The sequence below is a fragment of the Streptomyces sp. NPDC001351 genome (genome assembly GCF_042896045.1).
Taxonomy (GTDB): Bacteria; Actinomycetota; Actinomycetes; order Streptomycetales; family Streptomycetaceae; genus Streptomyces.
In genome coordinates, this window is sequence record NZ_JBIAWS010000001.1 from 849,352 (window position 1) to 863,896 (window position 14,545).

At 72.4% G+C, this 14,545-nt stretch carries 15 protein-coding genes; 7 read left to right on the forward strand and 8 right to left on the reverse strand.

What is annotated here, in order from left to right; all coding sequences use genetic code 11:
• Positions 1 to 109: 109 nt before the first annotated feature.
• From trpC to lgt, 6 genes are all read left to right on the forward strand, one after another.
• Positions 110 to 919: an indole-3-glycerol phosphate synthase TrpC gene (gene trpC / locus ACFY1U_RS03880; protein ID WP_351469682.1), complete on the forward strand. Its 810-nt coding sequence runs from the start codon at positions 110 to 112 to the stop codon at positions 917 to 919.
• A 33-nt stretch (positions 920 to 952) separates the two neighbouring features.
• A complete protein-coding gene (gene trpM, locus ACFY1U_RS03885) occupies positions 953 to 1,126 on the forward strand; it encodes a tryptophan biosynthesis modulator TrpM (protein ID WP_390692840.1) in 174 nt (57 codons plus the stop codon).
• Between the two features lie 115 nt (positions 1,127 to 1,241).
• A complete protein-coding gene (trpB, locus tag ACFY1U_RS03890; protein WP_390692531.1) occupies positions 1,242 to 2,525 on the forward strand; it encodes a tryptophan synthase subunit beta in 1,284 nt (427 codons plus the stop codon).
• Positions 2,522 to 3,358 (forward strand): tryptophan synthase subunit alpha, encoded by an 837-nt coding sequence (gene trpA / locus ACFY1U_RS03895; RefSeq protein ID WP_390692532.1) that lies wholly within the window; start codon positions 2,522 to 2,524, stop codon positions 3,356 to 3,358. The genes trpB and trpA overlap by 4 nt, the downstream gene beginning before the upstream one ends.
• A 108-nt stretch (positions 3,359 to 3,466) precedes the next feature.
• Complete coding sequence (locus ACFY1U_RS03900) at positions 3,467 to 4,240, forward strand: DsbA family protein (RefSeq protein ID WP_390692533.1); 774 nt, start codon at positions 3,467 to 3,469, stop codon at positions 4,238 to 4,240.
• An 82-nt stretch (positions 4,241 to 4,322) separates the two neighbouring features.
• Positions 4,323 to 5,345 (forward strand): prolipoprotein diacylglyceryl transferase, encoded by a 1,023-nt coding sequence (gene lgt, locus ACFY1U_RS03905; RefSeq protein ID WP_390692534.1) that lies wholly within the window; start codon positions 4,323 to 4,325, stop codon positions 5,343 to 5,345.
• Positions 5,346 to 5,403: 58 nt separating this feature from the next.
• Here lgt and ACFY1U_RS03910 read toward each other — a convergent pair whose 3' ends face one another.
• From ACFY1U_RS03910 to ACFY1U_RS03945, 8 genes are read right to left on the reverse strand one after another with little or no spacing between them, the layout of a single operon-like run.
• Complete coding sequence (locus ACFY1U_RS03910) at positions 5,404 to 6,234, reverse strand: HpcH/HpaI aldolase/citrate lyase family protein (RefSeq protein ID WP_390692535.1); 831 nt, start codon at positions 6,232 to 6,234, stop codon at positions 5,404 to 5,406.
• Positions 6,231 to 6,374 (reverse strand): hypothetical protein, encoded by a 144-nt coding sequence (locus ACFY1U_RS03915; RefSeq protein WP_390692536.1) that lies wholly within the window; start codon positions 6,372 to 6,374, stop codon positions 6,231 to 6,233. Before ACFY1U_RS03915 ends, ACFY1U_RS03910 begins: the two co-directional genes overlap by 4 nt.
• Complete coding sequence (locus ACFY1U_RS03920) at positions 6,371 to 7,561, reverse strand: CaiB/BaiF CoA transferase family protein (RefSeq protein WP_390692537.1); 1,191 nt, start codon at positions 7,559 to 7,561, stop codon at positions 6,371 to 6,373. Before ACFY1U_RS03920 ends, ACFY1U_RS03915 begins: the two co-directional genes overlap by 4 nt.
• Positions 7,558 to 8,451: a ribokinase gene (rbsK, locus tag ACFY1U_RS03925; RefSeq protein WP_390692538.1), complete on the reverse strand. Its 894-nt coding sequence runs from the start codon at positions 8,449 to 8,451 to the stop codon at positions 7,558 to 7,560. Before rbsK ends, ACFY1U_RS03920 begins: the two co-directional genes overlap by 4 nt.
• On the reverse strand, positions 8,448 to 9,818 hold the full coding sequence (locus tag ACFY1U_RS03930; RefSeq protein ID WP_390692539.1) for an ADP-ribosylglycohydrolase family protein: 1,371 nt from the start codon (positions 9,816 to 9,818) through the stop codon (positions 8,448 to 8,450). The genes rbsK and ACFY1U_RS03930 overlap by 4 nt, the downstream gene beginning before the upstream one ends.
• Positions 9,806 to 10,972, reverse strand: a complete 1,167-nt coding sequence (locus tag ACFY1U_RS03935; RefSeq protein ID WP_390692540.1) for an ADP-ribosylglycohydrolase family protein — start codon at positions 10,970 to 10,972, stop codon at positions 9,806 to 9,808. The genes ACFY1U_RS03930 and ACFY1U_RS03935 overlap by 13 nt, the downstream gene beginning before the upstream one ends.
• A gap of 8 nt (positions 10,973 to 10,980) precedes the next feature.
• A complete protein-coding gene (locus tag ACFY1U_RS03940) occupies positions 10,981 to 12,342 on the reverse strand; it encodes an ADP-ribosylglycohydrolase family protein (protein WP_390692541.1) in 1,362 nt (453 codons plus the stop codon).
• Positions 12,339 to 13,418 carry an ADP-ribosylglycohydrolase family protein gene (locus tag ACFY1U_RS03945; protein ID WP_390692542.1) on the reverse strand — a complete coding sequence of 360 codons (1,080 nt, stop codon included), beginning with the start codon at positions 13,416 to 13,418 and terminating at the stop codon, positions 12,339 to 12,341. The genes ACFY1U_RS03940 and ACFY1U_RS03945 overlap by 4 nt, the downstream gene beginning before the upstream one ends.
• A gap of 275 nt (positions 13,419 to 13,693) precedes the next feature.
• On the opposite strand from ACFY1U_RS03945, the gene ACFY1U_RS03950 reads away from it, so the two are divergent.
• Positions 13,694 to 14,425 (forward strand): VIT1/CCC1 transporter family protein, encoded by a 732-nt coding sequence (locus ACFY1U_RS03950; protein WP_390692543.1) that lies wholly within the window; start codon positions 13,694 to 13,696, stop codon positions 14,423 to 14,425.
• The last annotated feature ends 120 nt before the right edge of the window (positions 14,426 to 14,545 follow it).

Sequence of the window (14,545 nt, forward strand, 5' to 3'; positions counted from 1 at the left end):
GAGGCCTACCCCTCCCTGCGGATACCATCGCAGTGACCATCTGTTTTTCCCCAGGGGTCAGCTTGGCTCAGCAGCTTGAACACCAACCGCCTGGAAGGGGGCCGCTCGCGTGAGTGTGCTCGACGAGATCATCGACGGAGTCCGTGCCGACCTCGCGGAGCGGCAGGCGCGCGTCAGCCTCGACGAGCTCAAGGAGCGCGCGGCGAAGGCTCCCGCGGCCAAGGACGGCCTGGCCGCCCTGCGCGGCGACGGTGTGAAGGTCATCTGCGAGGTCAAGCGCTCCAGCCCCTCCAAGGGCGCCCTGGCCGCGATCGCCGACCCGGCGGGCCTCGCCGCGGACTACGAGGCGGGCGGCGCGGCCGTCATCTCCGTCCTGACCGAGCAGCGCCGCTTCGGCGGCTCGCTGGCCGACCTGGAGGCGGTCCGCGCCCGCGTGGACATCCCGGTCCTGCGCAAGGACTTCATCGTCACCTCGTACCAGCTGTGGGAGGCCCGTGCGTACGGCGCCGACCTCGCTCTGCTGATCGTCGCGGCCCTCGACCAGCCCGCCCTCGAATCCCTCATCGAGCGAGCCGTCTCCATCGGCCTCACCCCGCTCGTCGAGGTCCACGACGAGGACGAGGTCGAGCGCGCGGTGGACGCGGGCGCCAAGGTCATCGGAATCAACGCCCGCAACCTCAAGACCCTCGAGGTCGACCGCGGCACCTTCGAGCGCGTGGCCCCCGAGATCCCCGAGGGCATCGTCAAGATCGCCGAGTCCGGCGTCCGCGGCCCGCACGACCTCATCGCCTACGCCAACGCGGGCGCCGACGCGGTCCTGGTCGGCGAGTCCCTGGTCACCGGCAAGGACCCGAAGTCCGCGGTCTCGGACCTGGTGGCGGCGGGCGAACACCCCGCACTTCGCCACGGCCGCAGCTGATCACCCGGTAGAGTGGCGCCGATGACTCTCACCATGACGACCGCGGACCGGTACGCGCGCCTGGCGCGCGGCTGCCGGCCTCGCGGTTGCCGCGCACCGGCACGCAGGGTGCACGGCCGCAGGGTCAGGTACATCATCGGCGACGAACCGGGACAGGTGAACGGCCGGCGATGGCAGTGCGCCCTTAGGGGCGCGGGGCGTTTCTGATTCACGGCTCTGCCGCGTGGGCGCGATCAGCCACGACGGGCCCGCAGGCAACTGACAACCCCCCGCCCCACGGCGATTAGTGTCTTCATTCACGCACTCACCGTGAGGTATCCGCATGCCCAGCGACTTCTTCATCCCAGACCCGGAGGGGCAAGTCCCCACCGCCGAAGGCTACTTCGGCGCATTCGGCGGCAAGTTCATCCCGGAGGCCCTCGTCGCCGCCGTGGACGAGGTGGCCGTCGAGTACGACAAGGCCAAGCACGACCCCGAGTTCGCCCGCGAACTCGACGACCTGCTGGTCCACTACACCGGCCGCCCCAGCTCCCTCACCGAGGTCCCCCGCTTCGCCGAACACGCCGGTGGCGCCCGGGTGTTCCTCAAGCGCGAGGACCTCAACCACACCGGCTCCCACAAGATCAACAACGTGCTCGGCCAGGCCCTGCTGACCAAGCGCATGGGCAAGACCCGCGTCATCGCCGAGACCGGCGCCGGCCAGCACGGCGTCGCCACGGCGACGGCCTGCGCGCTGTTCGGTCTCGAGTGCACGATCTACATGGGCGAGATCGACACCAAGCGCCAGGCGCTGAACGTGGCCCGGATGCGCATGCTCGGTGCCGAGGTCGTCGCGGTGAAGTCGGGCAGCCGTACGCTCAAGGACGCCATCAACGAGGCCTTCCGCGACTGGGTCGCCAACGTCGACCACACCCACTACCTGTTCGGTACGGTCGCCGGCCCGCACCCCTTCCCGGCCATGGTCCGCGACTTCCACCGGGTGATCGGCGTCGAGGCCCGCCGTCAGCTCCTCGAGCAGGCCGGACGCCTGCCCGACGCGGCCATCGCCTGCGTCGGCGGCGGCTCCAACGCCATCGGCCTCTTCCACGCCTTCATCCCGGACGCGTCCGTACGCCTCATCGGCTGCGAGCCGGCCGGCCACGGCGTGGAGACCGGCGAGCACGCGGCGACGCTGACCGCGGGCGAGCCCGGCATCCTGCACGGCTCCCGCTCCTACGTCCTGCAGGACGAGGAGGGCCAGATCACCGAGCCGTACTCGATCTCGGCCGGTCTGGACTACCCGGGCATCGGCCCCGAGCACTCCTACCTCAAGGACAGCGGCCGCGGCGAGTACCGCGCGGTCACCGACGACGCGGCGATGCAGGCCCTGCGTCTGCTGTCGCGCACCGAGGGGATCATCCCGGCCATCGAGAGCGCGCACGCGCTGGCCGGCGCCCTGGAGGTCGGCAAGGAGCTGGGCAAGGACGGCCTGATCGTCGTCAACCTGTCCGGCCGCGGCGACAAGGACATGGACACGGCCGCCCGGTACTTCGGCCTGTACGACACCGACGCCGAGGTCGCCGCCAACGCGGCCGACACCGCCGAGATCGAGGGGGACGCGAAGTGAGCGGGGCTGCATTCGACAGTAAAAAGGGCCAGCTGCTGTCCGACACCCTCGCCGGTGTCAAGGCCGAGGGACGCGCCGCACTCATCGCCTACCTCCCGGCCGGGTTCCCGACCGTGGACGGCGGCATCGAGGCGATCAAGGCCGTCTTCGACGGCGGTGCGGACGTCGTCGAGGTCGGGCTGCCGCACAGCGACCCCGTCCTCGACGGCCCCGTCATCCAGACCGCGGACGACATCGCCCTGCGCGGCGGAGTCAAGATCGCCGACGTCATGCGCACGGTCCGCGAGGCCCACACGGCCACCGGGAAGCCGGTGCTCGTGATGACGTACTGGAACCCGATCGACCGCTACGGCGTCGAGCGCTTCACCGCCGAGCTCGCCGAGGCCGGCGGTGCGGGCTGCATCCTGCCCGACCTGCCCGTGCAGGAGTCGGCCCTGTGGAGGGAGCACGCCGAGAAGCACGGGCTCGCCACGGTCTTCGTGGTCGCGCCCAGCAGCAAGGACGCGCGGCTCGCGCAGATCACCGCGGCGGGCAGCGGGTTCGTGTACGCAGCCTCGCTGATGGGGGTCACCGGCACCCGGGAGTCGGTGGGAGCGCAGGCCCAGGACCTGGTGGAGCGCACCCGCGCCACCGGCTCCGACCTGCCCGTCTGCGTCGGGCTCGGGGTCTCCAACGCGGAGCAGGCCGCCGAGGTGGCCGGCTTTGCCGACGGCGTGATCGTCGGCTCGGCCTTCGTCAAGCGGATGCTGGACGCGCCGGACGACGCGGCCGGCGTCGAGGCCGTCCGCTCGCTCGCAGGCGAGCTCGCCAAGGGCGTGCGCCGGCAGGCGTGACCGAGCAGTTCGTCTCACGTGGATCCGCCCATGTCGCGGGGGTCCTCCGAACGAGTGGATCTGGGGCCGGGGAGGCGCATTGCGCCTCCCCGGCTTCGTTCTGGGGGTGTGAGCGAGAAGAACCGTGACGGAAAGCGCACCGCCCGGGAGCGGCTGGCGGTCGAGCGTGAGAAGCAGAAGGCCGCGGAGAAGCGACGGCGGACGCTGATCGTGGGCGCGAGTGTCGTCTGCGTCCTCGGCCTCGCGGCGGTGATCGGGGTGGTCGCCGCCAACGCGGGCAAGGACAAGGAAAAGAGCTCGGGCCCGGTCGTGGCGCCTTCCGGTGCGCAGGGCAAGGACGGCCTCGCGATCGCCGTGGGCAAGGAGGGCGCCAAGCCGACGCTCACCATCTGGGAGGACTTCCGCTGCCCGGCCTGCCAGGCCTTCGAGACGGCGTACCGCCCGACGCTCCACCAGCTGACCGACTCCGGCAAGCTCCGAATCGAATACCACCTGGTCCGGCTCATCGACGGCAACCTCGGCGGCACCGGCTCGCTGCGCGCGGGCAACGCCGCCGCCTGCGCGCAGAACGCCGGAAAGTTCCGCGACTACCACGACGTGCTCTACGAGAACCAGCCCAAGGAGACCGTCGACACCTTCGCCAACAACGCCAAGCTGATCGACCTGGCGCGCAAGGTGGGCGGCCTCGACACGGCGGCCTTCCGCGCGTGCGTCGACGGCGGCAAGCACGACAGCTGGGTCGACAAGTCGAACGCCGCCTTCAAGGCCGGCCGTTTCAGCGGGACACCCACCGTGCTGCTCGACGGCAAGAACATCTACCAGGACCAGACACTGACACCGGCGAAGCTGAAGCAGATGGTGCTGACGGCCAACAAGGGGTAAGAGTTTCACGCCCGCCCGTTATGGACCCGTAGCCGGGCTGCCTGCCGTCGGCCCGGCCCGGCAGGGTAGCGTCGACACTGCCATGGAAGAACTTGCCTACATTCCGAGCCCGTCGCGCGGGGTGCTGTACCTCGGCCCCATCCCGCTGCGCGGCTACGCGTTCTGCATCATCATCGGCGTCTTCGTCGCGGTCTGGCTCGGCAACAGGCGCTGGATCGCCCGGGGCGGGCGAGCCGGCACGGTGGCCGACATCGCTGTCTGGGCGGTGCCCTTCGGCCTGGTCGGCGGTCGCCTGTACCACGTGATCACGGACTACGAGCTGTACTTCAGCCAGGGCCGTGACTGGGTGGACGCCTTCAAGGTGTGGCAGGGCGGCCTCGGCATCTGGGGCGCGATCGCGCTCGGCGCGGTCGGCGCGTGGATCGGCTGCCGGCGCCGGGGCATCCCGCTGCCCGCCTACGCCGACGCCATCGCCCCCGGTATCGCCTTCGCACAGGCCATCGGCCGCTGGGGCAACTGGTTCAACCAGGAGCTGTACGGCAAGGAGACCCACCTTCCCTGGGCGCTGCACATCACGTCCTCCGCGGACGGCCGGGTGCCCGGGTACTACCACCCGACGTTCCTCTACGAGTCCCTGTGGTGCATCGGCGTCGCGCTGCTCGTGATCTGGGCCGACCGCCGCTTCACGCTCGGACACGGGCGGGCGTTCGCGGTGTATGTCGCCGCGTACTGCGTGGGCCGGGCGTGGATCGAGTACATGCGCGTCGACGACGCCCACCACATCCTGGGCCTGCGGCTCAACGACTGGACCGCGGGGATCGTGTTCCTGCTCGCCGTGGTCTACATCGTGGTGTCGGCGAAGAAGCGGCCCGGCAGGGAAGAAGTGGTCGAGCCGGGTGCCGCGGAGGAAGCGGCCGAGGCCGACGGCGAGGCCGCTGTGTCCCTCGGCAAGGACGAGGCGGAATCCTCGGCCGCGAAGCCGGACGCGGAGGGCTCCGCGGCGGAACCCGAAGAACCCGCAGACCGCGAGGCCGCCGAGGACGAGGCGGAGAACAGCGCGAAGGACGGCGCGAAGGACAGCGCCGAGTCGGCCAAGAAGAGCTGACCGGTCGGTCGTACGTCGACGAGGGCGCCCGGGCCACGAGGTCCGGGCGCCCTCGTCTTCAGTTCCGGCGGGCGAGTGACAGCGTGCGGTGCGCCGCCGCCACCACCGCCGCGTCGATGAACCTCCCGTCCGGCAGGGCCTGGGCGCCCTGCTGGGTCATCGCCGCCTTGACGATCGTCTCGGCCTCCTCGACCTCCCGCTCCGTGGGGAGGTAGGCCCGCTCGATGATGGGGAGCTGGCGGGGGTGGATGGCCGCGCGGCCCAGCAAGCCGAGGGTGCGGCCGTGGGCGCAGGAGGCCGCCAGGCCCTCCAGGTCGCGGATGTCCGGGTGGACCGACTGCGGTGCCGGGGGCAGGCCCGCAGCCCGGGCGGCGACGACGATCCGGGAACGGCACCAGTCGAGGCCGGCGTCCTCGCGCACCCCCAGATCGGCCCGTAGGTCGGCTTCTCCGAGGGCGATGCCGCTCAGGGCGGGGTGGGCGGAGGCGATGGCGTGGGCGTGCTCGACGGCCAGGGCGGATTCCAGGAGGGCGTACAGAGCGGGCGCGCCTGTAGCGGTGGGCGTGAAGCGTTCCGCGATGCGGATGATCTGCTCCGGAGAGGTGACCTTCGGCAGCCGCAGGCCCGAGAGCCCGGGCCTGCCTGCCACCGCCTCCAGGTCCCGGTGCGCCAGCGGCCCGTCCAGGGCGTTCACGCGCACGTGCACCGGGACCGGCTGCGGGGCGGAGAGCAGCTCGGCGGTGGCCGCGCGGGCGTACTCCTTGCGGTCCGGGGCGACCGCGTCCTCCAGGTCGATGACGACGACGTCGGCCCCGGCGGTCAGCGCCTTGGCGACCACGCGCGGCCGGTCGCCGGGGGCGTAGAGCCAGGTGAGCGGGGGCGCGGTCATAGGACGCCCTCCTCACGCGGGGGCGTCGGTACGGCCGGGGTCAGTCCGAGGCCGGTCAGGACGGCCTGGGTGTCGAAGCCGTGGGCTCGGCCTGTCCAGTGGGTCGTGGCGGAGGGGTGGGAGAGGAGGTTCTGTGTCATACGGCGCCCTCCTCGTGGAGGGTTGCCAGGTCGGACGGGTTCAGGCCGAGTGCGGTCAGGACGGTCTCGGTGTCGGCGCCGTGGGGGCGGCCTGGCCAGCGGATCGCGCCGGGGGTGGCGGAGAGGCGGAAGAGGACGTTCTGCATGCGCAGGGGGCCCAGGTCGGGGTCGTCGAGGGTGGTGATCGTGTCCAGGGCCGCGTACTGCGGGTCGGTCATCACGTCCCGTACGTCCTGGACGGGCGCGACCGCGGCCTCGGCCTTCTCGAAGGCCGCGAGGACCTCGTCGCGGGTGCGCTCGGCGATCCAGTTGCCGACGGCCTCGTCCAGGACGTCCGCGTGCCGGGCGCGGTCGGCGCCCGTCGCGAACCATGGCTCGTCGATCAGGTCAGGGCGGCCCACCAGGCACATGACGCGTTCCGCGACCGACTGCGCGGAGGTGGAGACGGCGACCCAGGTGCCGTCGGCGGTGCGGTAGGTGTTCCGGGGCGCGTTGTTGGCGGACCGGTTGCCGGTGCGCTGCTGCACGTAGCCCAGCTGGTCGTACCAGGTCGGCTGGGGACCGAGGACAGTCAGGATCGGCTCGATGATCGCCATGTCGACGACCTGGCCCTCGCCGGTGCGGTCACGGGCGGACAGCGCGGTCATGACGGCGTAGGCGGTGGCCAGACCGGCGATGGAGTCGGCGAGCCCGAAGGGCGGCAGCGTCGGAGGCGCGTCCGGTTCTCCGGTGATCGCGGCGAAGCCGCTCATGGCCTCGGCGAGAGTGCCGAAGCCGGGGCGGTGCGCATACGGGCCGAACTGGCCGAAGGCGGTGACCCTGGTGAGGATCAGACGGGGGTTGGCGGCGGACAGCTCCGCCCAGCCCAGGTCCCATTTCTCCAGCGTGCCGGGGCGGAAGTTCTCGATGACCACGTCGGCGGTGGCGACGAGACGCAGCAGGGTGGAGCGGCCGCCCGGCTTCGACAGGTCGAGGGTGATGGTCTGCTTGTTGCGGCCGAGGACCTTCCACCAGAGGCCGACGCCGTCCTTCGACGGGCCGTGGCCACGGGAGGGGTCGGGCTTCGCCGGGTGCTCCACCTTGATGACCTCCGCGCCGAAGTCGCCGAGCATCGTGGCGGCGAGCGGCCCGGCGAAAAGGGTGGCGAGATCGAGGACGCGCAGGCCGGTCAGCGGGGCTTCGTTCATGACGCGAACTGCGCTTCGATCTCCGGGCGGCAGGGCATCGACGCCGACGCGCCGGGCCGCTGGACGGAGAGCGCCGCGGCCGCCCCCGCCCAGGCCAGCGCGGACCGCATCGGCCGCCCCTCGGTCAGCCCCACGGCGAGGGCGCCGACGAACGTGTCGCCGGCGCCCGTCGAGTCCACGGCGGTGACCTGCGGCGCGGGGACGGTGAGCGGTTCGGTGCCGCGGGCCGCGTACAGGCTGCCCGCCGAGCCGAGGGTGACGACCACCTCCGGCACCTGGTCGAGCAGGGCCCTGGCCGCGTCGGTCGGGTCAGGGCGGCCGGTGAGCGTGGTCGCCTCGTGCTCGTTGGGGACCAACAGGTCGGTGGCGGCGAGGAGTTCGGGCGGCAGCGGCTGGGCGGGGGCCGGGGTGAGGATCGTACGGATGCCGTGGGCGCGGGCGGCCCGCGCGCCCGCCAGTACGGCCGGGAGCGGGATCTCCAGCTGGAGGAGCAGGGCGTCGGCGGAGGCGATGAGGGCGTCGTCGCCGGGGACGAGGTGGTCGACGGTGCCGTTGGCGCCCGGGATCACGACGATCGAGTTGCCGCCCGTGTCGTCGACGACGATGTGGGCGGTGCCGGAGGGGCCTTCGACGGTACGCAGGAGGTCGGTGTCGACGCCCGAGTGCTCCAGGGTGGAGCGGAGGCGGGCGCCGAAGGCGTCGTTGCCGACCGCGCCGATCATCGAGACGGTGGCGCCCGCGCGGGCCGCGGCGATCGCCTGGTTGGCGCCCTTGCCGCCGGGCACCGTACGGAACTCCCGTCCCGTGACGGTCTCTCCGCGCTGCGGGGCCTTCTCGACGTAGGTGACGAGGTCCATGTTCGTGCTGCCCAGTACGACGATGTGGGTCATGGGCGGGATGCCTCCCGGTGGGTGAGGTGGGCCAGGGCGTCGAAGCCGATGCCGTTGAAGTCGCCGACGGAGGTGGCCAGTCGGTTCTTGAGGGGGGTGGTCCAGCGGTCGGGGAGGGCGAGGGGATCGCCGGTGAGGAGGGCGGCGACGCCGCCTGCCGTGGCGCCGTTGGAGTCCGTGTCCCAACCGCCCGATACGGCACGGCAGATGGAGCCGGTGAAGTCGCCGTTCGCGTGGGTGAGGGCGGCGGCGATCAGGGCCGTGTTGGGGACGGCGTGGACCCAGTGGTGGGTGTCGGCGTAGGTGGCGTGGAGCTCGTCCACGACGGTGTCGAAGTCGGCGTGTTCCTCGGCGAGCCGGATGGCGTGGCGGATGGCTCGGGCCAGACGGGAGCGGGGTGGGATCACCGTGAGGCCGGTGCGGAGGCAGGCGTGGATGTCGTGGGCGGCGGTGGCCGCCCGCGCGATGGTGGCCGCCGTGAACATCGCCGCGTAGACGCCGTTGGCGGTGTGGGTCAGGGTGGCGTCGCGGTGGGCCTGTTCCGCCGCGGCGGCCGGGTTGCCGGAGTTGGTCCAGCCGTGGACGTCGGCTCGGATGAGGGCGCCGATCCATTCGCGGAAGGGGTTGCGGTGGCGGGCCGTGTGGGGTGGCTCCAGGCCGAGGAGGAGGTTGCGGTAGGCGATGCGTTCGGCGGTGAAGGTGCGGCCCGCTGGGAGTTCGGACAGCCAGAGGTCGGCGACGTCGGTGGTGGTGAAGTGTTTGCCGTGGCGCTGGAGCAGGAGGAGGTTGAGGAGGGGGTAGTTGAGGTCGTCGTCCTCGGGCATGCCGTCGATGTTCTCGGCGAGGGAGGTTGTCGCCGAGCGGCGGTTCCAGGGGTGTTGCGAGAGGAGGTCTTCCGGGACGCCGCGGGCGGTGAAGTAGGTGTTCAGGGGCCAGTTGCCGGCGGACCGCGCCAGTGCGCGGATGGCTTCGAGGGGGAGTTTTTCCACTGGTTTGCCGAGGAGGCAGCCGACTGCTCTGCCCAGCCAGGCGGCTTCCAGGCTGCGCGGAGTGACCGGCCGCGGGCTGGGGGAGGGGACGGGGCCCGGCCAGTCGGGGCACAGGGCCTTGATCCGTGCCAGATCAGTTGGTTCCTCCTCCGCCAACCTGCTGGGCAGCTCCGCGAGTTCGTCCAGCAGGTCCCTCGCCAGCAGCCGCAGATAGCGCGATGCCGGGTCGGCTGACGCGCCTGCGCGCAGGGGAGCCCGAGTGCCGCCTGCGGCGTGCCATCTCGCTGCGATCGCCGACGGCTCGCGGCCGTCCAGGGCTGCCTGGCGCAGTTCGTGGCCGATCAGGTCCTCCGGCTGGACCCAGGTCAGTCGGAGCATTTTGGGTCTCCGAGGCCGATGAACGCCGACTCGTGGGTCCTGCGGCGGTGTACGTCCCGTTCGAAGATCTCGCGGGTGACGGCGGTGAGGGTCGTCGCCGGTTGCCACAGGTCCAGGCGGCTTGCCTCCGCCACCTGCTTCGACCAGTCCTCCGGGACCGGGGAACCCAGGGCCCCGGCGAGCGCGCCGGTCATCGTCGCGATCGAGTCGCAGTCGCGGCCGTAGTTGACCGCGCCCAGGACCGCGTGGCGGTAGTCGCCGCGGGCCACCAGCAACATGCCCAGGGCGACGGGGAGTTCCTCGATGGAGTGGAGGCGGGACGGGCGGCGGGCTCCGAGGGACGGGGCGCGGTAGTCCGGGCCGACCGTGTCGTAGGGGGCCACTGCTTCCCGTAGCGGAATCAGGGCCGATTCGAAGTCCGTGTGGAAGGAAGCCGCTTCGCAGACCCTCTCGATCGCCGTGCGGGTGCCGTCCTTCGCGAGGGAGAGGGCCGTGGTGACGATCGAGTCCGGGGTTGCCCCGGGGGTGGTCGCCGCGGCCACCGCCGCCGCGAAGACGCCTGCCGCCTCGCGGCCGTACGAGGACTGGTGGGCGCCCGCGATGTCGATCGCCTCGGTGTAGGCGGCCCCGGGGTCGGCCGCGTTCACCAGGCCCACCGGGGCCATGTACATCGCCGCACCGCAGTTGACGATGTTGCCGACGCCGGCCTCCCTGGGGTCGGCATGGGCGTAGTGGAGGCGGGCCACCAGCCATTTCTCCGCGAGGAAGATGCGGTGCAGGGGGAGGGCCTCCTGCTCCAGCTCCGGGATCCAGCGGGGGGTCGTCATCAGGTCGGGCACCAGGTGGTCCGCGATCGCGTAGGCGTCGAGGTGGTCGCGGACCCGGTCGTAGACCCGGATCAGGGCGTGCGTCATCAAGGTGTCGTCGGTGACGTGGCCGTCGCCCTTGTGGTACGGCGCGAGGGGGCGGGCCGTGCGCCAGGCCTCGCCGTTCCAGGGGCCGACGATGCCGTGGACGCGGCCGCTGTGGCGTTCGAGGATCTGGTCGGGGGAGTAGCCCTCGACGGGGCCGCCGAGGGCGTCGCCCACCGCCGCGCCCACGAGGGCCCCGGTGATCCGGTCCTCGAGGCTGGTTCTGGGGTTTTTGGGCCTCATGGCCCGAATCATCCTCCTGGTGGGGCCGGTTGTGTGGCTTCCAGGAGTTCGGCGAGTTCCACCAGGTCGGTGCCGGTCAGGCGGGGGAGGGCGCAGCCGGAGAGGGTGCGGCAGGCTTCCCGCCAGGTGGCGGGGATCGACGCGCCGCCGCCCAGCGCTCCGGTGAGGGCGCCTGCCAGGGCCGGGGCCGAGTCGGCGACGCGGGAGAGGCAGGCCGCGGCCGGTACCGCTTCGGCGATACGGCCGTTCGACGCGGCGGTCAGGGCCAGGGCCACCGGGACCGTTTCGGCTGCCGCGATGCCGTAGCTGTAGACGTGGTCGACGATCTGGTGTTCCAGGAGGGGGACCAGGGTGAAGGCGGTCTCGGCGTCGGCGGCCAGCTTGAGGGCGTGGCGGGCGTTGCGGCCGATCTCCGTGGTCTCGGGGAGTTCGGTGAGGGCCGCGTGGACACAGGCCTCGACGTCCGCGCCGACCAGCGCGAGTGCGAGCGCCGCCGCCATGGCCCGGGCGCCGTGCACTCCGTCGCCGTCCTGGGTGTAGCGGGCGTCGAACTCGGCCAGGTCCGCGGCGAGTCGGGGGGCGCCGGGGTGCGCCACGGCGAGTACGCAGGCCCGTACGCAGGCCGCGTCGTCGAAGTAGTGGGGGTTGTCGTGGCCGGTGGCGGGCGGGCGCAGGCCGGTGGCGAGGTTGCCGAGGCCGGCGCGGACGGAGATACGGGCGCGGAGGGGCAGGACGGCGGACTCGACCTCCGGGGCGCGGTCCGCTGCGGCGGCCACCTCGCTGGCGAGGGCGTTCCAGGTGAGGTCGATGGCGGCTCGTGTACGGCGTTGTCGGCTGAGGTCGGCGAGGGCGGTGTCGTCGCCGGCGCGCAGGAGCGCCTCCGCGGCGAAGGCCGCCCATTCGGCGTCGTCGGAGGGGCCGAGACGCAGGGGTTCGGGGGGTTGGTTCAGGGCGATGGGGACGGGGAGGGTGGTGGTGGCGTTCTGTTCGGCGAAGGTGTCGAGTTCGCGGGTGAGGCGGCGTGTCCACTCGGGCATACGGGCGGCTCGGTGGCGGGCGGCGGGCCAGCCGGCGGCGTCGCCTGCGGCGAGGCCGAGCAGGAGCCCGACGGTTCTTCCGGCCCGGGCGGTCCCCTGCGGGTGCCGAGGCTCGGCCGCCTCGGCGGGGCCCTGCGGCGGCCGGCACTCGACCGCCTCGGCTTCGCCATCGGCGGATCGGTTCCCACCCGCACCACCCGTGCGACTTTCGTCGTCGGGTGGCCCTTGTGGGGGGTTCTCGCCGTTGGCGGCTGCGGCTTTGTCCGGTGGCTCCAGGGTGGCAGGTTCGGTCGGCTCCGTCGTTCCCTCGTTCCAGGGGGCGGGCGGGCTCATCGGGACGTCTCCCTCTCATCGGGCGCGGCAAGGGTGAGGGCGGGCGGGAAGTTCGTGCGCCCGAGCACATCCGTCGCGCCCTCGGCCGGGACCAGTAGGTCCGCCACCTCCAGTACGTGGTGGCCCGCCATGGCCGGCAGGCAGCTGCCCCGGGCCGGGCCGATCGCCGCTGCCCAGGCCGGGGGGATCGCCGAGGCCCCCTGGGTCGCTCCGGCCAGTGCGCCCGCCACCGCTGCCGTCGTGTCCGCGTCCCGGCCCATGTTGACCGCCGTGAGGACCGCGTCGCGGAAGTCGCCGTCCGCCGCCGCGTAGGCGCCGAAGGCCAGGGCGACCGCCTCGGGGGCCAGGTCGGTCCAGGGGTAGCCGCCGATGACGACCGCCGAGCGGACCGCCCGTTCGCCGCGATGGGCCACGGCCACCGCGCGGCGCAGCGAGCGGGCCGTCCACGAGTCGTCCGGGACGACGGCCAGGGCCGAGGCCACGACGGCGATCGTCGGTGCGCCCGCCATCGCCGCGGCGACGCCCGCCGCGACCGCCTGGCCGCCGTAGATGCCCTCGCCGTCATGGCTCACCGAGCCGTCGATCGCCGCCAGCCGGGCCGCCTCGGCGGGGCGGCCCGCGGCGTAGACGCCGAAGGGGGCCGCGCGCATGGCCAGGCCGTCGCTCCAGGCGTGGCGGTGCTGGGCCGAGATGGGGGCGGCGAGGCCGCGGCGGAGGTTCTCCAGGGTGCCGCGTTCGCTGAATCCCGCGCCCCGGAAGGGGCCTTCGTCGCGGTCCGCGATCCACTCGTGCCAGGCCGCTTCCACGTGTGAGGGGGTGAGTGCCGAGCCGTGCCGGGCCAGCAGCAGGCCGGAGAAGATCGCGTACTCGGTGTCGTCCGTGCCGGCCGGCTTGTCCGTCACATAATCCGTGATGCGGCCCCAGCGGGCACGGATCTCCGACGGTTTCAGGTTCTCCGCCGGGGCGCCGAGGGCGTCGCCGACGGCCAGGCCCAGCAGCGCGCCGCGTGCCCGCTCGCGGAGGCCGGTGGCGTTCCCGGGCGGCGGGACCGAGGGAGTGCAGGCGATCGATGCCATACGCGGCCTCTCCGGGAGGGGGCTCGCACAGGGCGCGAACCCTTTGCCCATGTGTCCCACCGTCGGCGGTTGACCTGCGCCTGGGGCGGAGCCATGTCACCCGGTCGACATCTGTGCGCAACACCGCACGAGTGAGCAAAGAGAGGTAAAGCTGCAGGTTAGCCGAGCCTTTCCTTGCTGGCGGGAAGGGAATGCGGGGCGTAGGTTTCCTGTTGTCGAAGAGTAGAACGTGTCCAAAGTTAGCTTTGGCTTAGCTTCCCTGGGGGACCCCCGCAATGGCGATCATCGAGACCGAGGCCGCACTGCACGTGGCGCACCGCGACAACCACACGCACCGGGATGTGAACGGCGGCTGGCTGCGGCCCGCGGTCTTCGGTGCGATGGACGGGCTGGTCTCCAACCTCGCGCTGATGACCGGCGTCGCGGGCGGGGCCGTGAGTCAGCAGACCATCGTGCTGACCGGGCTCGCGGGGCTCGCCGCCGGTGCCTTCTCCATGGCCGCCGGGGAGTACACCTCGGTTGCCTCGCAGCGCGAGCTCGTCGAGGCCGAGCTGGATGTGGAGCGGGCCGAGCTGAGGAAGCACCCGGCGGACGAGGAGGCCGAACTCGCGGCGCTCTACGAGGCCCGGGGCGTCGAGCCGGAGCTGGCGCGGGAGGTGGCCCGGCAGCTGTCGAAGGACCCCGAGCAGGCCCTGGAGATACACGCCCGTGAGGAGCTCGGCATCGACCCCGGCGACCTGCCCTCGCCGCTCGTCGCCGCCGTCTCCTCGTTCGGTTCCTTCGCGCTGGGTGCCCTGCTGCCCGTACTGCCCTATCTGCTCGGTGCGACCGCGCTGTGGCCTGCCCTGCTGCTGGCGTTCTTCGGGCTGTTCGCCTGCGGTGCCGTGGTGGCCAAGGTGACCGCGCGGACCTGGTGGTTCAGCGGTTTCAGGCAGCTCGCACTGGGTGCCGCGGCGGCCGGTGTGACGTACGCCCTGGGCATCGCGTTCGGAACGGCCGTAGGATAGGGCGGCTGCAAGTTATGCGTTGGGCCGCATAAGTAGCCGTTACTCGCTGGTTTCGAATGCTTAACCACCGGGCATGAGCCGTAAGCGCTGTGGGCAATGAGGCCTGTCGCGCACCCGCGG

Coding starts and splice junctions, on each gene's coding strand:
- trpM (WP_390692840.1), top strand. CDS start 953: ATGACGACCGCGGACCGGTACGCGCGCCTGGCGCGCGGCTGCCGGCCT.
- trpB (WP_390692531.1), top strand. CDS start 1,242: ATGCCCAGCGACTTCTTCATCCCAGACCCGGAGGGGCAAGTCCCCACC.
- lgt (WP_390692534.1), top strand. CDS start 4,323: ATGGAAGAACTTGCCTACATTCCGAGCCCGTCGCGCGGGGTGCTGTAC.
- ACFY1U_RS03910 (WP_390692535.1), bottom strand. CDS start 6,234: ATGACCGCGCCCCCGCTCACCTGGCTCTACGCCCCCGGCGACCGGCCG.
- ACFY1U_RS03915 (WP_390692536.1), bottom strand. CDS start 6,374: ATGACACAGAACCTCCTCTCCCACCCCTCCGCCACGACCCACTGGACA.
- ACFY1U_RS03920 (WP_390692537.1), bottom strand. CDS start 7,561: ATGAACGAAGCCCCGCTGACCGGCCTGCGCGTCCTCGATCTCGCCACC.
- rbsK (WP_390692538.1), bottom strand. CDS start 8,451: ATGACCCACATCGTCGTACTGGGCAGCACGAACATGGACCTCGTCACC.
- ACFY1U_RS03930 (WP_390692539.1), bottom strand. CDS start 9,818: ATGCTCCGACTGACCTGGGTCCAGCCGGAGGACCTGATCGGCCACGAA.
- ACFY1U_RS03935 (WP_390692540.1), bottom strand. CDS start 10,972: ATGAGGCCCAAAAACCCCAGAACCAGCCTCGAGGACCGGATCACCGGG.
- ACFY1U_RS03940 (WP_390692541.1), bottom strand. CDS start 12,342: ATGAGCCCGCCCGCCCCCTGGAACGAGGGAACGACGGAGCCGACCGAA.
- ACFY1U_RS03945 (WP_390692542.1), bottom strand. CDS start 13,418: ATGGCATCGATCGCCTGCACTCCCTCGGTCCCGCCGCCCGGGAACGCC.
- ACFY1U_RS03950 (WP_390692543.1), top strand. CDS start 13,694: ATGGCGATCATCGAGACCGAGGCCGCACTGCACGTGGCGCACCGCGAC.